Raw genomic sequence first — 17,497 nt, 5'->3', positions numbered from 1 at the left:
CGTGAAGCAGTGCGCAATCCGCAGATTGCGCACCGGGAAGATTAGTGCAGGATTTTCGCGAGGAAATCTTTCGCACGCTCGGATTTCGGGTTAGCGAAGAACTCTTCTTTCGGCGAGTCTTCGACAATTTTCCCTTCGTCCATAAAGATCACGCGGTTTGCCACTTTACGGGCAAAGCCCATTTCGTGGGTCACCACCATCATCGTCATTCCTTCGTGCGCCAACTCGACCATCACGTCCAGCACTTCGTTGATCATCTCTGGATCGAGCGCCGACGTGGGCTCATCAAACAGCATGGCCACCGGATCCATGCACAGCGCGCGGGCGATCGCCACACGCTGCTGTTGGCCGCCAGAAAGCTGTGCCGGGAACTTATCGGCATGCGCAGAAAGCCCAACGCGTTCCAGGAGCTTCAGACCTTTCTCGCGCGACGCTTTTTTATCACGCTTAAGCACTTTTACCTGCGCCAGCGTCAGGTTCTCAATAATAGAGAGGTGAGGGAACAGCTCAAAATGCTGGAATACCATGCCAACGTGAGAGCGAAGCTGGGCGAGGTTGGTTTTCTTGTCGTTGACTTTAGTACCGTTGACGACGATCTCACCCTGCTGCACTGGCTCCAGTCCGTTGACGGTTTTGATCAGCGTCGATTTACCGGAACCTGACGGCCCGCACACTACCACCACGTCGCCTTTTTTCACTTCGGTGGAGCAGTCGGTCAGCACCTGAAAGTGCCCATACCATTTAGAAACATTTTTCAGGGAAATCATTATACCGTCCTTTTCTTCAGCCAGCTGACCAACAGCGACGCGCTTAAACTAATCACAAAATAGACCGCACCCGCGAAGAGCACCATCTCAACCTGCGTACCATCACGCTCACCGATGGTTGACGCGGTACGGAAGAAGTCTGCCAGGCTCAGAACGTAGACCAGCGAGGTATCCTGGAACAGCACGATACCCTGGGTCAGCAGGAGCGGAACCATGGCGCGAAACGCCTGCGGCAGAATAATGAGCTGCATGGACTGCCAGTGCGTCATCCCCAGCGCCAGCGCGGCGCTGGACTGTCCGCGGGAGATACTCTGAATGCCCGCTCGGATAATCTCTGAATAGTAAGCGGCTTCAAACATCGAGAACGCTACCATCGCCGAGATCAGACGGATATCGGTTTTCGGCGACAGCCCCAGCACGTTCTGCAGGAAGCCGGGCACGATCAGGTAAAACCACAGCAGCACCATCACCAGCGGGATGGAGCGGAATACGTTAACGTAAGCGGTCGCGAACCAGGCGAGCGGCTTAAAGCTCGACAGTCGCATAACGGCCAGCAGAGTGCCCCAGACGATACCGACGATGATGGCAATGACGGTGATTTTTAAGGTAATCATCAGGCCATCAAGCAGGTAAGGCATGGATGGAACGATAGAACTCCAGTCAAATTCGTACATTATTTGCCCCCCATGTTGCCCGGCAGGCGAATTTTGCGTTCAACCAGGTTCATCACCAGCATGATGAAAGCGTTTATCAGAACATAGGCGAGCGTGATCGCGGTGAAGGATTCCCACGCGTGAGCGGAGTAATCCAGCAGCTTGCCCGCCTGTGCAGCCATATCGACCAGGCCAATGGTCGAGGCGATGGCCGAGTTTTTCACCAGGTTCATCATCTCGGAGGTCATCGGCGGAACGATGACGCGGTAGGCGTTAGGCAGCAGCACGTAGCGGTAGGTCTGTGGCAGGGTTAACCCCATCGCCAGACCCGCATTTTTTTGTCCACGGGGCAATGACTGAATGGCGGCACGCACCTGCTCGCAAACGCGCGCAGCGGTAAACAGCCCCAGACACATCATGGAGGAGACAAAGAACTGTACGTTCGGATCCAGTTCCGACTTGAACCACATGCCAATATTTTCCGGAAGCAGTTCCGGGATAACCAGATACCAGGTAAAGAATTGCACGATCAGCGGAACGTTACGGAACAGTTCCACATACAGGGTGCCGAGTGTTGAAAGAAAACGGTTAGGGACGGTGCGCAGAATACCGAACAAAGAACCGACAAGAAACGCGATGATCCACGCCGTTATCGATAATGCCACGGTGACCTGAAAGCCGCTCCACAGCCAGCCAAGATAGGTGGTGTTGCCGAACGGGGCTTGTTGCAGAAATATGCCCCAGTTCCAGTCGATTGACATAATAAACTCCAGAAAAAAAAGGGTAGCAGCGCTACCCTCGAAGATTGGTGAGAAGCTCATTTTTCGCGCTGAGTGGGGAACGACCACTCAACGTATAGTCTGTCCATGCTTCCCGACAATCGAGAGGGCAGGAGATCCCGCCCCTGTTGTTCTAATTAGTTAAGAGCCTTGTCATTTGGAGATTTGAACAGCGCTTTCATGTCGTCAGACAGTTCAAAATTCATGTTCAGGTTTTTAGGTGGAATCGGGTTCTTGAACCATTTGTCGAACCATTTTTCCGCTTCGCCAGAGGTCTGCACCTGAGCGATGGTGTCATCGATCAGCTTTTTGAACTGCGGATCGTCTTTACGCAGCATACAGCCGTAGGCTTCTTTCGACTGCGCGGTGCCGACGATATCCCAGTTGTCAGGTTTCTTCGCTTTCGCACGTTCGCCCGCCAGCAGGGCGTCATCCATCATAAACGCGACGGCACGACCGCTTTCCAGGGTACGGAAGGAGTCGCCATGGTCTTTCGCGCTGATGATGCGCATATCCATTTTTTTCTCGTCGTTCAGCTTGTGCAGCAGCACTTCTGACGTGGTACCGGAGGTGACAACAACCGCTTTACCTTTCAGATCAGCGAAGTCTTTAATCTCGCCGCCTTTCTTCGTCAGCAGGCGGGTGCCTACAACAAAGATGGTGTCAGAGAAGGCAGCCTGCTTCTGACGCTCGAGATTGTTGGTGGTGGAGCCACACTCGAAATCAAAGGTGCCGTTTTGCAGCAGTGGAATACGGTTCTGTGAAGTGATTGGGATCAGCTTCACCTGCAGGTCAGGTTTGTTCAGCTTTTTCTTCACGGCTTCAACGATAGCGTTGGAGTAATCCTGTGAATAACCCACGACTTTTTGCGTGTTGTCGTAGTAAGAGAACGGGACAGATGATTCACGGTGGCCGACCACGATGACGCCGTTTTTGGCAATCTTGTCGAGAGTGCTGCCTGCTGCAGGCGCATCTTCAGCGTGGACCACGCCAGCAGACATTCCCATAACCAGCATTGCTGTGGCCAGTTTACGTAATTGCATACCCAACTCCTTTTTTATCAGCGCCAGAGACGCATTGATACCCATTGTGATGTTGTTATATCTCGCGCAATGCGAGTGCAGTGTTATGCAAGCTTGTTAACATTTAGTCTGGCTTAATGTAAAGATTTTGCTGCGTTATTGTTTATTTTTGCGAAGCGCGCCGCACCATTCAGAGGCAAATATCTCCCGTTGCACCGTTTCGGTGCTACCGATGATCTACGCTGGTGCGACAAAGTTGCACGTTAAGCCAAACTGCGTTTACCTGAATAAACAAAGCAATAGGCGTGCCAGAATGGGAGTTTGGGAGGATTTACCGGGTAAGCGTCAGCGCCACCCGGCAACAGAAGGGAAGGTTATTTACGACGCTGACGCAGGCTCATCAGCACTGCGCCAAAGCCGAACAGCACGGTCAGTATCCACAGCGACCAGTTGCCGGTACGGGCGTATGGCGTCAGTCCCGTGGTTGGCGTGACGTTAGCGGTCAGTACCTCACGGGTAAACTGCGGGATCATCGCCTGAATTTCACCCTGAGGACCAATCACGGCGGTGATGCCGTTGTTGGTGCTGCGCAGTAACGGACGCGCCAGCTCCAGGGAGCGCATACGTGCCATCTGGAAGTGCTGCCACGGGCCAATTGACTTACCAAACCAGGCATCGTTGGAGATGGTCAGCAGATAGTCAGTATCCGGGCGGAAGTTATCGCGCACCTGCTCGCCGAGAATGATTTCGTAGCAGATAGCCGGCGTCAGGGCAGCGCCGTGCGCGTGCAGCTGAGGCTGAACGTACGGTCCGCGGCTGAAGGAGGACATCGGCAAATCAAAGAACGGGGCCAGCGGGCGCAGAATCGATTCCAGCGGCACAAATTCACCAAATGGCACCAGGTGGTTCTTGTTGTACCGGTCAGTGGAGTGGTAGCTGTATTCGCTGTCTTTGCCGAGCGTAATGATGGTGTTGTAGGTGTCGTAGCGGTTCTGCTGATTCAGACGCGCATCGACAATCCCGGTGATAAGCGTGCTGCCGCGGGCCAGCAGCAGGTCGTTCATCATGTTGAGGAACGGCTGCTGGTTAATTTCCAGATCGGGAATGGCAGACTCCGGCCAGATAATCAGCTGCGATTTACCCATCACCTCTTCGGTGGCGTTGGCGTAGATCTTCAGCGTATTCAGCAGCTCTTTTTCGTCCCACTTCATGGACTGCGGGATATTCCCCTGCACCATGGAAACCCGCATGGCGCGATCGGGCTCAGGCGTGAACCACTGGATATAGCGCAGCGGGAAGGGCAGGGCGAACAGCACCAGCGCCACAGCCAGCGGTTTCCAGCCGCGCGTGACCAGCGCTAATACCAGCAGGCCGCTCACGACCATCAGCAGGAAGTTGATAGCTTCAACACCCATTACCGGTGCCAGGCCTTTCAGCGGGCCGTCAATCTGGCTGTAGCCGAACTGCAGCCACGGGAAGCCGGTCAGCACCCAGCCGCGCAGGAACTCGGTTACCTGCCAGACCACCGGCGCGGCAATGGCGACGCGCAGCCAGTTGGTTTTGGGCCACAGGCGAGAAAGGATGCCGGCGAACAGACCGGTATAGAGCGAGAGATAGGCGGCGAGCAGTACCACCAGGAAGACGTTTACCGGGCCAGGCATACCGCCAAACTGGGCGATGCTGACATAAACCCAGTTGATGCCTGAGCCAAACAGCCCCAGCCCCCAGAAGTAGCCGATAGCGGCAGCCTGTACCGGACGACGGTTCAGGGTCAGACCCTGAAGCCCCATCAGGGAGAGAACGGCCGCGGGCCAGATATCGTAAGGAGAAAAAGCCAGCGTACCGCTGGCTCCGAGTAACAGCGCCAGCAGCAAACGGACGCGCTGGCGTTCAAGCAATGGGGCAAATGCCATTTACATTAATCTTCCAGTTTTGGCACCGGTGAGTCGTCCGGCGTTCTGACGTGAACCTGTATAATACGTCGGCTGTCGGCCATGGCTACTTTGAACTGGTAACCGTCGATGTCAACGGTCTCTCCACGCGCCGGGAGATGGCCAAAGGCCTGCATCACCAGCCCGCCAATGGTATCGACCTCTTCATCGCTGAAGTGGGTTCCGAAGGCGTCGTTGAAGTCTTCGATGGAGGCCAGCGCGCGCACGGTCCAGGTGTGGCGGCTAAGCTGACGGAAGTCGATATCTTCTTCTTCGTCGTACTCGTCTTCGATTTCGCCCACGATCAGCTCAAGGATATCCTCGATCGTGACCAGACCGGAAACGCCACCAAATTCATCAATAACAATCGCCATGTGGTAACGCTGAGAGCGAAACTCTTTCAGCATCCGATCCACACGTTTACTTTCCGGCACAACCACGGCCTGGCGTAACACTTTTTCCATGCTGAAGGCTTCGGCATCGCTGCGCATAAACGGCAGCAGATCTTTCGCCATCAAAATCCCTTCGATGTGATCTTTGTCTTCGCTGATGACCGGGAAACGCGAGTGGGCGGATTCGATGATCACATCGAGGCACTCGTCCAGCGTCTGGTTACGTTTCAGGGTGATCATCTGCGAGCGGGGGATCATGATATCGCGAACGCGCTGGTCGGCGATGTCCATAACCCCTTCGAGCATTTCGCGCGTATCTTCGTCGATAAGGTCGTTCTGCCCGGAATCACGAATCAGCTCCAGCAGTTCATCACGGTTTTTCGGTTCGCCGTGGAAAAGCTGGTTCAGAATGAGGGAGAAAAATCCCTTTTTACTGGTTGTCGTGTCGCTACTGTGTGAATTGTCGTCGCTCATGGCGTTTGTTAAGGGTTCTCTTGTTAGTTCAACGTTTACCGCCACGCGATGTCCTTTCGTGGCGGCAGGGGAGTCCGTCAGGTGACGGACTATTCTTTCTCGGCAATGTACGGATCCTCATAGCCCAGAGCAAGCATTATCTCTGTCTCGAGGGACTCCATCTCTTCCGCTTCGTCGTCTTCAATATGATCGTAGCCGAGCAGATGCAGGCTGCCGTGTACCACCATATGCGCCCAGTGGGCCTCAAGCGGCTTTTGCTGCTCTTTGGCTTCCTGCTCAACCACCTGACGGCAGATGATCAGATCGCCCAGCAGCGGCATCTCGATGCCCGGCGGCGCTTCGAACGGGAAAGAGAGCACGTTGGTCGGCTTATCTTTCCCGCGATAGGTCAGGTTAAGCTCATGGCTTTCCGCTTCATCCACCAGGCGAATCGTAACTTCTGATTCTTCCTGAAACTGAGGAATAACGGCATCCAGCCATTTCTGAAACTGTGCCTCATCTGGCATGCCGGAATTGTCTTCACAGGCCAGCTGTAAATCGAGGATCACCTGACTCATTTCTGTTCTTGCTCCTGCGCTTCGCGCTTACGTTCTGCGGCCAGTTCGGCCTTACGCTTCTGATCCGCCTCTTCCCAGGCTTCATAGGCATTAACGATACGCGCGACCACCGGGTGGCGTACCACGTCTTCACTGTGGAAGAAGTTGAAGCTGATTTCGTCGACCTCGGCCAGCACCTCAATGGCGTGGCGCAGACCGGATTTAGTGCTGCGCGGCAGGTCAATCTGAGTGACGTCGCCGGTAATCACCGCTTTCGAGTTAAAGCCAATACGCGTCAGGAACATCTTCATCTGTTCAATGGTGGTGTTCTGGCTCTCATCGAGAATGATGAACGCATCGTTTAGCGTACGGCCGCGCATGTAGGCGAGCGGGGCAACTTCGATAACGTTACGTTCAATGAGCTTCTCGACCTTCTCAAAGCCCAGCATTTCGAACAGCGCATCGTATAAAGGACGCAGATACGGGTCGACCTTCTGGCTCAGATCGCCTGGCAGGAAGCCCAGTTTTTCACCCGCTTCAACGGCAGGGCGGGTCAGCAGGATACGGCGGATTTCCTGACGCTCCAGCGCATCGACCGCCGCGGCAACGGCGAGATAGGTTTTACCCGTCCCCGCCGGACCCACCCCGAAGGTGATGTCGTGGTCGAGGATATTGGCGATGTACTGCGCCTGGTTTGGCGTACGCGGCTTAATGACGCCACGTTTGGTCTTGATGTTAATGGCCTTGCCGTAGTCCGGCACGCTTTCCGCGCTCTGCTCAAGCACGCGCGCCTCTTTAATGGCGAGGTGGATCTGTTCCGGCTCGATATCCTGCGTTTCGCCGCGCATTGGGGCGGTATCAACATACAGGCTACGCAGAATGTCCGCAGCGGCGTTGACGCAGATAGGGCGTCCGGTAAGTTTGAAATGATTATCGCGACGATTGATTTCGATACCCAGACGTCGCTCCAGTTGTTTGATATTGTCATCAAACGGCCCGCACAGGCTCAGCAGGCGAGCGTTGTCTGCTGGCTCAAGGCTAATTTCACGCGTATCTATGTTCAAACTGTTCCTCTTTAATTGGTTAACCGGTCCGTTGCGACAGGACGTAATAAAACGGTCATTACCGAAATTATTCACGCCACAGAATAAAGGCGCAAGCGTTGCGGAAGATATTGGGGACGATGAGAGGAAATACAAGGCCTGCCGGAAGGGCAGGCCATGAGGATTAAGGCTGGTAAATCCCAACGCCAGAATCGTTTTCTTTTCGGGTGCGCGAGATTACGGATTCCGGTGACTCGGCAATGCGCAGGCCCATTTCGTCCTCGGTGCGGACTACCTTCGCGCGCAGCGAGTTGGTCAGCACTTCAACAATCTCGACGTCTACGAATTTACCGATCATATCCGGGGTGCCTTCAAAGTTCACCACGCGGTTGTTCTCGGTACGACCGGACAGTTCCATAATGCTCTTGCGTGAGGTGCCTTCCACCAGAATGCGCTGAACGGTGCCGAGCATGCGGCGGCTCCAGGCGTTGGCCTGCTGAAGGATACGCTCCTGCAGAATATACAGACGCTGTTTCTTCTCTTCTTCCGGAACATCGTCAACCATATCGGCCGCCGGTGTTCCCGGACGCGCAGAGAAGATGAAGCTGTAGCTGACGTCAAAATTCACTTCACCGATGAGCTTCATGGTGCGCTCGAAGTCATCAGCGGTTTCGCCAGGGAAGCCGACGATAAAGTCGGAGCTAATCTGGATATCCGGACGCGCTTCACGCAGCTTGCGGATGGTGGACTTGTACTCCAGCACCGTATGCGGGCGGCCCATCAGGTTCAGCACGCGGTCAGAGCCGCACTGAATCGGCAGGTGCAGGAAGCTCACCAGCTCTGGCGTATCGCGATAGACGTCAATAATGTCGTCGGTAAATTCCATCGGATGGCTGGTGGTAAAGCGAATGCGGTCGATACCGTCAATCGCGGCCACCAGACGCAGCAGTTCGGCAAAGCTGCCGGTGGTGCCGTCGTAGTTTTCCCCGCGCCAGGCGTTAACGTTCTGGCCCAGCAGATTCACTTCGCGAACGCCCTGCGCGGCAAGCTGTGCGATTTCAAACAGAATGTCATCTGCCGGGCGGCTGACCTCTTCACCACGGGTGTACGGTACCACACAATAAGTACAGTATTTGTTGCAGCCTTCCATGATGGAGACGAAGGCGGTCGGGCCATCGGCGCGCGGCTCAGGCAGACGGTCAAACTTTTCGATTTCCGGGAAGCTGACGTCAACGACCGGGCTGCGGTTGCCGCGTACCTGATTGATCATCTCGGGCAGGCGATGCAGAGTCTGAGGACCAAAGACAATATCCACATACGGGGCTCTCTGGCGGATCAGCTTGCCTTCCTGCGACGCAACGCAGCCACCCACGCCGATGATCAGGTCCGGATTTTTTCGCTTGAGAAGCTTCCAGCGGCCTAACACGTGAAAGACTTTTTCCTGCGCTTTTTCACGAATCGAACAGGTGTTCAGCAGCAGCACGTCCGCTTCTTTCACATTTTCTGTCAGCTGGTATCCGTGGGTTGAATCCAGCAGATCGGCCATCTTGGATGAATCGTATTCGTTCATCTGACAGCCCCAGGTTTTTATATGGAGTTTTTTAGTCATCGACTTGCTCAGCTCAGGATTGCAAGCCGCGTATTGTAATGCTTTGGTGGGGTTGTGACCAGTATGAAGGTTATGTGTCTCAGGACCGCAAAAATCCGGTAAACTTAAGGGATTCTCCAATAAGGAAAATTGACCATGACACTCCTACACACCGAAGTTGCCGTTGTCGGCGGCGGTATGGTCGGCGGCGCGCTGGCGCTGGGGCTGGCGCAGCAGGGATTTGAGGTAACGGTAATTGAACAGGCTGCACCTCCGGCCTTCGATCCCGCCAGCAAACCGGATGTGCGCATTTCCGCGATCAGCGCGGCGTCCGTCGATCTGCTGCGCGGGCTGGGCGTCTGGGAGGCGGTGCTGGCAATGCGCGCCCATCCTTACAGCCGTCTTGAAACCTGGGAGTGGGAAAATGCCCACGTTGCGTTTGATGCCGCTGAGCTGAAGCTGCCGCGCCTGGGTTATATGGTGGAAAACAACGTGCTCCAGCTGGCGCTCTGGCAGGCGCTGGAGACGCATCCGAAGGTGACGCTGCGTTTTCCGGCCTCGATTAAGGCACTGCATCCTCACGAGAGCGGCTATCTACTGACGCTCGACAGCGGCGATGAACTGGCCGTGAAGCTGGTCGTTGGGGCGGACGGCGCTAACTCGCAGGTCAGACAGATGGCGGGTATCGGGGTTCATGCCTGGCAGTATGAGCAGTCCTGCATGCTGATTACCGTCGAGTGCGAGAATGCGCCGGGAGAGAGCACCTGGCAGCACTTTACGCCGAACGGCCCGCACGCCTTTTTACCGCTGTTTGATAACTGGGCGTCACTGGTGTGGTACGACAAACCGGCGCGTATTCGCCAGCTGCAGGGGCTTTCAATGGAACAATTGCAGCGGGAAATCCGCCTGCACTTCCCGAGCCGTCTGGGCAACGTTACGCCGGTCGCAGCAGGGGCGTTCCCGCTCACGCGCCGTCACGCTTTGCAGTATGCCCGTGAAGGGCTGGCGCTGGTGGGCGATGCGGCTCACACCATTCATCCGCTGGCAGGGCAGGGTGTAAATCTGGGGTATCGCGACGTCGATGCCTTACTGGATGTGCTGGGCAGCGCCCGCGGACACGCGGAAAACTGGGCCAGCCATCAGGTGCTAAAGCGTTATCAGACGCGGCGTATGGCGGACAATTTCATCATGCAGTCGGGAATGGATCTGTTCTATGCCGGGTTCAGCAATGACCTGGCCCCGGTGCGCATTCTGCGTAATATTGGCCTGATGGCAGCGGAACGCGCCGGTGGTCTGAAGCGTCAGGCCCTGAAGTACGCCCTCGGACTCTAAACTTTTTTCCCTCTCCCCGTGGGAGAGGGCCAGGGTGAGGGCATCAGGCCGCACAATTCTGTACAAAAACAAAAAAGCCCGCAGAGCGGGCTTTTTTGTTACTAAGTGGCTGGGGTGCAGGGATTCGAACCCCGGAATGCTGGTATCAGAAACCAGAGCCTTACCGCTTGGCGACACCCCAATTGCGTTAAACAAACTGCTTAACGACTTTTTAAATTGGCTGGGGTACGAGGATTCGAACCTCGGAATGCCGGAATCAGAATCCGGTGCCTTACCGCTTGGCGATACCCCAACAATTTTTTTCATTACCGAACAACATCGATAATCTAAATTTGGTGGCTACGACGGGATTCGAACCTGTGACCCCATCATTATGAGTGATGTGCTCTAACCAACTGAGCTACGTAGCCAGTACTGCAATCTTCGATGGCTGGGGTACCTGGATTCGAACCAGGGAATGCCGGTATCAAAAACCGGTGCCTTACCGCTTGGCGATACCCCAATACCGCGGAGAACCGCAAAATCGAAGAAATATGGCTGGGGTACCTGGATTCGAACCAGGGAATGCCGGTATCAAAAACCGGTGCCTTACCGCTTGGCGATACCCCATCCGTGCAACGCTTACCCGGGAATGGTGCGGGAGGCGAGACTTGAACTCGCACACCTTGCGGCGCCAGAACCTAAATCTGGTGCGTCTACCAATTTCGCCACTCCCGCAAAAAAGATGGTGGCTACGACGGGATTCGAACCTGTGACCCCATCATTATGAGTGATGTGCTCTAACCAACTGAGCTACGTAGCCATCTTTTTTCGCGTTACCTTATCGGCGTTGCGGGGCGCATTATGCGTATAGACCCTTGCAGCGTCAACACCTTTTTCAACGAAAATAGCCGGAATGTGACTGTTTGGTTAGGTTGCGAACAGCGTGACCGAATATTCGGCAATTATTGGTTATTAATCGTTTTTAGCTGTGCAAAAGCGGGGCAAAAAAAATCAGGCCCCGCAGGGCCTGATGATGAAATACGCGATTATTTGTAGGCTGACTGGTGAACGCCTACTGCACGTCCTGACGGATCGTTCATGGATTTGAACGATTCATCCCATTCAATCGCTTTGGCAGACGAGCAGGCGACGGACGGGCCACCCGGCACACACTCCGCAGCGCTCGGTACCGGGAACAATTCTTCAAAAATTTCACGGTAGAGATATGCTTCTTTCGAACCCGGCGTGTTGTACGGGAAGCGGAAGCTTGCGGTTTCCAGCTGTTGGTCAGAAACCTGTTTCGCCGCGACCTCTTTCAGGGTGTCGATCCAGCTATAACCTACGCCATCAGAGAACTGCTCTTTCTGACGCCACGCCACGCTCGCCGGCAGGTAGGATTCAAAACATTCACGCAGGATATGTTTTTCCATTTTGCCGTTGCCGCACATCTTGTCCTGCGGGTTGATGCGCATCGCCACGTCTAGGAATTTCTTATCCAGGAACGGCACGCGCGCTTCCACGCCCCAGGCGGACATCGCTTTGTTGGCACGCGCACAGTCGAACATGTGCAGCGCCTGCAGTTTACGCACGGTCTCTTCGTGCAGCTCTTTGGCATTCGGCGCTTTGTGGAAGTACAGGTAGCCGCCAAACACTTCGTCAGAACCTTCACCGGAGAGCACCATCTTGATGCCCATCGCTTTGATCTTACGTGACATCAGGTACATCGGGGTCGAGGCGCGGATGGTGGTCACGTCATAGGTTTCAATGTGATAGATCACATCGCGGATCGCATCCAGACCTTCCTGCACGGTGAAGTGAATTTCATGGTGCACGGTGCCGAGGTGGTTTGCCACTTCCTGCGCGGCTTTCAGGTCAGGTGCGCCTTCCAGGCCCACGGCAAAGGAGTGCAGCTGTGGCCACCAGGCTTCTGAGCGCTCCTGATCTTCCACGCGACGGGCCGCGAATTTCTTGGTGATCGCGGAGATCACGGAGGAGTCCAGACCGCCGGAGAGCAGCACGCCGTAAGGCACGTCTGACATCAGGTGGCTTTTCACGGAATCTTCCAGCGCCTGACGCAGCTCGGCTTTGTCCGTGACGTTGTCTTTTACCGCGTCGAAATCGAACCAGTCACGCTGATAATATTGACGGATCTCGCCGTCTTTACTCCACAGGTAGCTGCCTGCCGGGAACTCTTTGATAGTGCGGCAGACCGGTACCAGGGCTTTCATTTCAGAGGCAACGTAGAAGTTGCCATGCTCATCGTGGCCCATGTACAGCGGGATAATGCCGATATGGTCGCGGCCAATCAGGTAAGCGTCTTTTTCGCTGTCGTACAGCGCGAAGGCGAACATACCCTGCAGGTCGTCCAGGAACTCAGGCCCTTTCTCCTGATACAGCGCCAGGATCACTTCACAGTCAGAACCGGTCTGGAACGCGTAGCGGTCGCCGTATTCGGCGCGCAGCGCCTGGTGGTTGTAGATCTCACCGTTGACAGCCAGCGCGTGCGTTTTTTTCTCGTTATACAGCGGCTGTGCACCGGCGTTGACGTCAACAATAGACAGACGTTCGTGAGCCAGAATCGCTTTGTCACTGGCGTAAACGCCTGACCAGTCCGGTCCGCGATGGCGCATCAGGCGGGACAGTTCGAGTGCCTTTTTACGCAGTTCGCCTGCGTCAGTTTTAATATCCAGTACGCCAAAAATTGAACACATAACCTTCTCCGTTAACCCTGTTGCTTTGTAATGTTGCTTGCTTATGAAAATGCCGCAAAGGGGCAGGGCGCGCAAGCGTTTTACGGGTGAAAACGGAAATAGTGCAATGGCGGTTGCCGATCTGTGAAAAATGCGTATGTCGTGAGCACTTTTATTGATGATTATGCAATGAAAGTGCTTTTCCGTTAGATGCAGTTGTGTTTTACAGGCGAGAAAATAAAAAACCACGCCCTGAGGCGTGGTTCGGAATCAGATAATGTCGATTTCGTCGACGGAGGGGTAAATCCAGCTTGGCCGGAACGGCATCGAATCAATGTCATCAAGCTGAGAGACGCCAGAGAGGACCAGAATCGTCTCCAGACCCGCCTGGAAACCGGCCAGAATATCGGTGCGCAGGTTGTCGCCGACAATAACGGTTTCTTCAGAGTGGGCCTGCATTTTGTTCAGTGCGGCACGAATGATCCACGGGCTCGGTTTCCCGACAACGAACGGCTGACGACCAGAGATTTTTTCGATACCGGCACACAGCGCGCCGCAGGCCGGATAAAAACCGCGGCCGTGGGTATCCGGATTGGTAGCGATAAAGCGCGCACCGCTGGCGACAAAGTATGCAGCTTTATGCATCATCTCCCAGTTAAAGGATCGCGTTTCGCCAACAATTACAAAGTCCGGGTTGACGTCGGTGATGGTAAAGCCCGCTTTGTATAGCTCATGGATCAGCGCACCTTCACCCACCACGTAGGCTTTTTTCCCTTCCTGACGCTTCAGAAAATCCGCCGTGGCCATCGCCGAGGTATAAAACACGCTGTCCGGGACATCGACACCTGCCGTAGCAAAACGGTTTGCCAGATCCTGACCGGTCTGAGAAGGGTAGTTCGTGAGAAGAACCAGAGGCATTCCTTTGTCGATGATGCGGTGAAGAAACTCCGCAGCACCCGGCACGGCAACGTTGTCGTGCATCAGCACGCCGTCGATATCACAAATTACATTCTTAATGGTCATGGACAGTCCGACATTAAAAAAAGAAGGCGTTACTATAAGGTCCGATCAACTTTCCAGCAAATGCTGCAGCAGAATTCCGTTGAGCATGGCGCGTTTGACCAGCGCGAACGCGCCAATCGCCGAGCGATGGTCAAGCTTTGAACGAACCACCGGAAGATTCTGGCGGAATGCTTTCAGCGCCTGGGTGTTAATACAGCCTTCAATCGCGGGGAGCAGCACCTTTTCCGCTTCCACAATTTCACCGGCGATTACCACTTTTTGTGGGTTAAACAGGTTAATGGCGATGGCGATAGTTTTCCCCAGATGGCGCCCCACCTGCTCGATTACTTCACAGGCCAGCGCGTCGCCTTTATTAGCGGCTTTGCAGATGGTGCCTATTTTGCAGTCCTCCAGCGTGACGCGGCTTTGGTAACCCTGTTCAAGCAGATGGCGGACGCGCTGCTCGATGGCCGTGTTGGCGGCGATGGTTTCAAGACAGCCGAAATTGCCGCAGTGGCAGCGCTCCCCAAGGGGCTCAACCTGAATGTGGCCAATCTCACCGACGTTACCGTTGCGACCAATAAAAATACGGCCGTTAGAGATAATGCCCGCGCCCGTTCCGCGGTGAACGCGCACCAGAATAGAGTCTTCACAGTCCTGGCTCGCACCAAAGTAGTGCTCCGCCAGCGCCAGCGAGCGAATATCGTGGCCCACAAAGCAGGTCACTTTAAAACGCTTTTCCAGCGCATCGACTAGCCCCCAGTTTTCAACCGGAATGTGCGGCATATAGCGGATCACGCCGCTTTCCGGGTCGACCAGGCCGGGCAGAATTACGGAGATAGCGATGAGTTCGCGGATCTTGCGCTGACAGCTTTCAATAAACTGCGCGATGGTATTCAGCAGCGCATGCTCCAGCGTCTCCTGGGTGCGCTCCGGAAGAGGGTAGTGCTCTTCCGCGATGGCTTTACTGCTCAGATCGTATAGCGTGAGCGTGGTGTCATGACGGCCCAGACGGACGCCAATTGCCTGAAAATTACGGGTTTCAGTAATAATGGAGATGGCGCGACGGCCTCCGGTGGAGGCCTGCTGATCGACTTCTTTGATCAGACCGCGCTCAATAAGCTGGCGGGTAATTTTTGTCACGCTGGCGGGTGCAAGCTGGCTTTGTTCGGCTATCTGAATTCGCGAGATGGGTCCGTGTTGGTCAATCAGGCGATATACCGCCGCACTGTTAAGTTGTTTAACGAGATCGACATTACCGATTTGAGCTTGTCCGCCAGGTGTCATACTTTTACTTACTCAGTGACGACCTCGTTACCATTAACGATGGTCTTAATAATTTTATAATCGTGTGTGAATGCCGTCAGGTTTGCAACCATACCTGGTGCAATTCCGCCGAGCTGTTTATCCACGCCTATTGCGCGAGCCGGATAAAGGGTTGCCATACGCAGGACTTCCTCAAGCGCAATCCCGCAATGCTCAACCAGGTTACGCACCCCTTCAATCATGGTCAAAGAGGAACCACTCAGCGTACCGTTTTCATCAACACACAGTCCATTGCGGTAGTATATTGTTTTACCGGCAAAAATGAACTGCTCAATATTTGCACCTGCCGGTGCAGTGGCATCCGTCACCAGACAAAGCTTGTCACCTTTCAGCCGCTTAGCATTGCGAATGTTGGTGTAATCAACGTGTAAGCCGTCAGCAATAATACCGCAGTAGACGTCTGGCTCATCCAGAATCGCCCCGACCAGACCCGGTTCACGGCCTGTGATATACGGCATGGCGTTGTAAAGGTGCGTCGCGAAGGTAATGCCCGCGCGGAAACCGGCTTTCGCTTCTTTCAGCGTCGCGTTTGAGTGACCGGCTGAAACGATAATCCCGGCGGCAGCAAGTTTGCTGATGACATCCGTACCCGTCATTTCAGGTGCCAGCGTCACTTTGGTGATCACATCGGCGTTGGCACACATGTAGTCAACCAGCTCCGCATCAGGCTTACGCACGTAATTCGGGTTATGCGTTCCTTTCTTGACCATGTTCAGCCATGGCCCTTCAAGGTGCAGACCCAGCGCCTGATTAGGATGTTTGGCAAGATATTCACGCATCACACGGATACCCTGCTTCATGAGGTCATCACTGCTGGTGATGAGCGTTGGCAGATAGCTGGTGCAGCCCGATTTCTCATTGGCTTTTTGCATGATCTCCAGCGTTTCGACCGTTACCGCCTCGGCGGTATCATTGAATTGCACACCGCCGCAGCCGTTGAGCTGAACGTCGATGAAACCGGGGGAGATTACTGCTCCATTGAGTGAGCGCTGTTCAATCTCCGGCGGCAGTTCTGCCAGCGGGCAAACACGTTCAATCAGGCCATCAGCGATAACAATCGCATGGTCATCCAGAATTTCATGGCCGGTATAAATCCGACCGTGGGTTAAAGCGTACATAACGACCCCCGGTTAAAAAAAAGCGGCCGCCTCCTGATGAAGAGGCGGTTATTCAATTACAGACCTTTGATATTCTCGGCTTCTAACTCGTTGAAGTATTTCAGCGTTTTTACCTTCAGCTCCATCGTGGACGGTTCGTCACAGACGATGACGGATTTCGGATGCAGCTGCAGGCAGCTAATGGTCCACATATGGTTAACGTTGCCTTCAACGGCAGCCTGGAGCGCCTGCGCTTTCACGCCGCCCAGCACCAGAATCATCACTTCTTCGGCATCCAGCAGGGTGCCTACGCCTACGGTCAGGGCGTATTTTGGAACCTGGTTAACATCGCCGTCAAAGAAGCGGGAGTTTGCCACGCGCGTGTCATGGGTCAGCGTTTTAATACGGGTGCGGGAAGCCAGAGATGACGCCGGTTCGTTAAACGCGATATGACCATCATTACCTACACCACCCATGAACAGGTGGATCTTACCGTAAGAACGGATTTTTTCTTCATACTGACGGCATTCTGCGTCAATATCCGGCGCGTTTCCATTCAGCAGGTTAATATTTTCAGATGGAATATCAACGTGATCAAAGAAATTGCGGTGCATAAAGCTATGGTAGCTTTCCGGGTGGTCTTTCGGTAAGCCAACGTATTCATCCATATTGAAGGTGACAACATGTTTGAAGCTAACCTGGCCTGCTTTATGCATCTCAACCAGCGCCTTATAGGCTGTCAGCGGCGTGCCGCCAGTTGGAAGTCCAAGAACGAAAGGACGATCGGCAGTCGGCTTGAATGCGTTAATGCGGTTTACGATATGGCGAGCGGCCCATTTACCAACTTGTTCAGCAGTTGCCAGGGGAATCAGTCTCATTGTTC

Annotated in this window: 15 protein-coding genes and 7 tRNA genes; 1 reads left to right on the top strand and 21 read right to left on the bottom strand. The window is 54.5% G+C overall.

Going from position 1 to position 17,497, the window contains the following annotated elements:
* Positions 1-41: 41 nt before the first annotated feature.
* The 9 genes from BM007_RS06860 to miaB all read right to left on the bottom strand — a co-directional run bounded on the left by BM007_RS06860 (position 42) and on the right by miaB (position 9,206).
* Positions 42-767: an amino acid ABC transporter ATP-binding protein gene (locus BM007_RS06860; RefSeq protein ID WP_014883001.1), complete on the bottom strand. Its 726-nt coding sequence runs from the start codon at positions 765-767 to the stop codon at positions 42-44.
* Positions 767-1,441, bottom strand: coding sequence for a glutamate/aspartate ABC transporter permease GltK (gene gltK / locus BM007_RS06855; RefSeq protein ID WP_032649550.1), 675 nt, complete (start codon positions 1,439-1,441; stop codon positions 767-769). Before gltK ends, BM007_RS06860 begins: the two co-directional genes overlap by 1 nt.
* Complete coding sequence (gene gltJ, locus BM007_RS06850; protein WP_008501048.1) at positions 1,441-2,181, bottom strand: glutamate/aspartate ABC transporter permease GltJ; 741 nt, start codon at positions 2,179-2,181, stop codon at positions 1,441-1,443. The genes gltK and gltJ overlap by 1 nt, the downstream gene beginning before the upstream one ends.
* A gap of 155 nt (positions 2,182-2,336) precedes the next feature.
* The gene (locus tag BM007_RS06845; RefSeq protein WP_008501049.1) at positions 2,337-3,242 is read right to left on the bottom strand and encodes an amino acid ABC transporter substrate-binding protein; all 906 of its coding nucleotides are present in this window, start codon (positions 3,240-3,242) and stop codon (positions 2,337-2,339) included.
* A gap of 353 nt (positions 3,243-3,595) precedes the next feature.
* Positions 3,596-5,134, bottom strand: coding sequence for an apolipoprotein N-acyltransferase (gene lnt, locus BM007_RS06840; protein WP_090417799.1), 1,539 nt, complete (start codon positions 5,132-5,134; stop codon positions 3,596-3,598).
* 5 nt (positions 5,135-5,139) lie between these two features.
* Entirely contained in the window at positions 5,140-6,018 is an 879-nt protein-coding gene (gene corC, locus BM007_RS06835; RefSeq protein ID WP_021242574.1) for a CNNM family magnesium/cobalt transport protein CorC, read from the bottom strand.
* A gap of 89 nt (positions 6,019-6,107) precedes the next feature.
* Positions 6,108-6,575 carry an rRNA maturation RNase YbeY gene (gene ybeY, locus BM007_RS06830; protein ID WP_008501052.1) on the bottom strand — a complete coding sequence of 156 codons (468 nt, stop codon included), beginning with the start codon at positions 6,573-6,575 and terminating at the stop codon, positions 6,108-6,110.
* Positions 6,572-7,618, bottom strand: coding sequence for a PhoH family protein (locus BM007_RS06825; RefSeq protein ID WP_023310759.1), 1,047 nt, complete (start codon positions 7,616-7,618; stop codon positions 6,572-6,574). The genes ybeY and BM007_RS06825 overlap by 4 nt, the downstream gene beginning before the upstream one ends.
* Positions 7,619-7,781: 163 nt before the next feature.
* Positions 7,782-9,206 (bottom strand): tRNA (N6-isopentenyl adenosine(37)-C2)-methylthiotransferase MiaB, encoded by a 1,425-nt coding sequence (gene miaB / locus BM007_RS06820; protein WP_024907023.1) that lies wholly within the window; start codon positions 9,204-9,206, stop codon positions 7,782-7,784.
* A 135-nt stretch (positions 9,207-9,341) separates the two neighbouring features.
* On the opposite strand from miaB, the gene ubiF reads away from it, so the two are divergent.
* On the top strand, positions 9,342-10,517 hold the full coding sequence (gene ubiF, locus BM007_RS06815) for a 3-demethoxyubiquinol 3-hydroxylase (protein ID WP_061715753.1): 1,176 nt from the start codon (positions 9,342-9,344) through the stop codon (positions 10,515-10,517).
* A 106-nt stretch (positions 10,518-10,623) separates the two neighbouring features.
* On the opposite strand, the gene BM007_RS06810 is transcribed toward ubiF, so the two are convergent.
* From BM007_RS06810 to nagB, 12 genes are all read right to left on the bottom strand, one after another.
* Positions 10,624-10,698, bottom strand: a tRNA-Gln gene (locus tag BM007_RS06810).
* A gap of 36 nt (positions 10,699-10,734) precedes the next feature.
* Positions 10,735-10,809 (bottom strand) — tRNA-Gln (locus BM007_RS06805).
* Between the two features lie 41 nt (positions 10,810-10,850).
* A tRNA-Met gene (locus tag BM007_RS06800) sits at positions 10,851-10,927 on the bottom strand.
* 17 nt (positions 10,928-10,944) lie between these two features.
* Positions 10,945-11,019: transfer RNA gene (locus BM007_RS06795), tRNA-Gln, on the bottom strand.
* 32 nt (positions 11,020-11,051) lie between these two features.
* Positions 11,052-11,126: transfer RNA gene (locus tag BM007_RS06790), tRNA-Gln, on the bottom strand.
* Between the two features lie 23 nt (positions 11,127-11,149).
* A tRNA-Leu gene (locus BM007_RS06785) sits at positions 11,150-11,234 on the bottom strand.
* Between the two features lie 8 nt (positions 11,235-11,242).
* Positions 11,243-11,319 (bottom strand) — tRNA-Met (locus BM007_RS06780).
* Between the two features lie 226 nt (positions 11,320-11,545).
* Positions 11,546-13,210 carry an asparagine synthase B gene (gene asnB, locus BM007_RS06775; protein WP_014069343.1) on the bottom strand — a complete coding sequence of 555 codons (1,665 nt, stop codon included), beginning with the start codon at positions 13,208-13,210 and terminating at the stop codon, positions 11,546-11,548.
* A 249-nt stretch (positions 13,211-13,459) separates the two neighbouring features.
* The gene (nagD, locus tag BM007_RS06770) at positions 13,460-14,212 is read right to left on the bottom strand and encodes a ribonucleotide monophosphatase NagD (RefSeq protein WP_023310763.1); all 753 of its coding nucleotides are present in this window, start codon (positions 14,210-14,212) and stop codon (positions 13,460-13,462) included.
* 45 nt (positions 14,213-14,257) lie between these two features.
* Positions 14,258-15,478, bottom strand: coding sequence for a DNA-binding transcriptional regulator NagC (locus BM007_RS06765; protein ID WP_090417796.1), 1,221 nt, complete (start codon positions 15,476-15,478; stop codon positions 14,258-14,260).
* An 8-nt stretch (positions 15,479-15,486) separates the two neighbouring features.
* The gene (gene nagA / locus BM007_RS06760; protein WP_090417793.1) at positions 15,487-16,635 is read right to left on the bottom strand and encodes an N-acetylglucosamine-6-phosphate deacetylase; all 1,149 of its coding nucleotides are present in this window, start codon (positions 16,633-16,635) and stop codon (positions 15,487-15,489) included.
* Positions 16,636-16,691: 56 nt separating this feature from the next.
* Positions 16,692-17,492, bottom strand: a complete 801-nt coding sequence (gene nagB / locus BM007_RS06755; RefSeq protein ID WP_023310765.1) for a glucosamine-6-phosphate deaminase — start codon at positions 17,490-17,492, stop codon at positions 16,692-16,694.
* Positions 17,493-17,497 lie beyond the last annotated feature (5 nt).

This window comes from Enterobacter sp. NFIX59, assembly GCF_900113755.1.
Classification (GTDB): Bacteria; Pseudomonadota; Gammaproteobacteria; order Enterobacterales; family Enterobacteriaceae; genus Enterobacter; species Enterobacter pseudoroggenkampii.
Note: the sequence above shows the minus strand (reverse complement) of the source record. Positions and strands in the feature narration are given on the sequence as shown.

Excerpts from the sequence above, each read along its gene's own strand:
- BM007_RS06765 (WP_090417796.1), bottom strand. The coding sequence starts at position 15,478 with ATGACACCTGGCGGACAAGCTCAAATCGGTAATGTCGATCTCGTTAAA.
- lnt (WP_090417799.1), bottom strand. The coding sequence starts at position 5,134 with ATGGCATTTGCCCCATTGCTTGAACGCCAGCGCGTCCGTTTGCTGCTG.
- ubiF (WP_061715753.1), top strand. The coding sequence starts at position 9,342 with ATGACACTCCTACACACCGAAGTTGCCGTTGTCGGCGGCGGTATGGTC.
- ybeY (WP_008501052.1), bottom strand. The coding sequence starts at position 6,575 with ATGAGTCAGGTGATCCTCGATTTACAGCTGGCCTGTGAAGACAATTCC.
- gltK (WP_032649550.1), bottom strand. The coding sequence starts at position 1,441 with ATGTACGAATTTGACTGGAGTTCTATCGTTCCATCCATGCCTTACCTG.
- nagD (WP_023310763.1), bottom strand. The coding sequence starts at position 14,212 with ATGACCATTAAGAATGTAATTTGTGATATCGACGGCGTGCTGATGCAC.
- corC (WP_021242574.1), bottom strand. The coding sequence starts at position 6,018 with ATGAGCGACGACAATTCACACAGTAGCGACACGACAACCAGTAAAAAG.
- BM007_RS06845 (WP_008501049.1), bottom strand. The coding sequence starts at position 3,242 with ATGCAATTACGTAAACTGGCCACAGCAATGCTGGTTATGGGAATGTCT.
- asnB (WP_014069343.1), bottom strand. The coding sequence starts at position 13,210 with ATGTGTTCAATTTTTGGCGTACTGGATATTAAAACTGACGCAGGCGAA.
- miaB (WP_024907023.1), bottom strand. The coding sequence starts at position 9,206 with ATGACTAAAAAACTCCATATAAAAACCTGGGGCTGTCAGATGAACGAA.
- nagB (WP_023310765.1), bottom strand. The coding sequence starts at position 17,492 with ATGAGACTGATTCCCCTGGCAACTGCTGAACAAGTTGGTAAATGGGCC.
- gltJ (WP_008501048.1), bottom strand. The coding sequence starts at position 2,181 with ATGTCAATCGACTGGAACTGGGGCATATTTCTGCAACAAGCCCCGTTC.
- BM007_RS06860 (WP_014883001.1), bottom strand. The coding sequence starts at position 767 with ATGATTTCCCTGAAAAATGTTTCTAAATGGTATGGGCACTTTCAGGTG.
- nagA (WP_090417793.1), bottom strand. The coding sequence starts at position 16,635 with ATGTACGCTTTAACCCACGGTCGGATTTATACCGGCCATGAAATTCTG.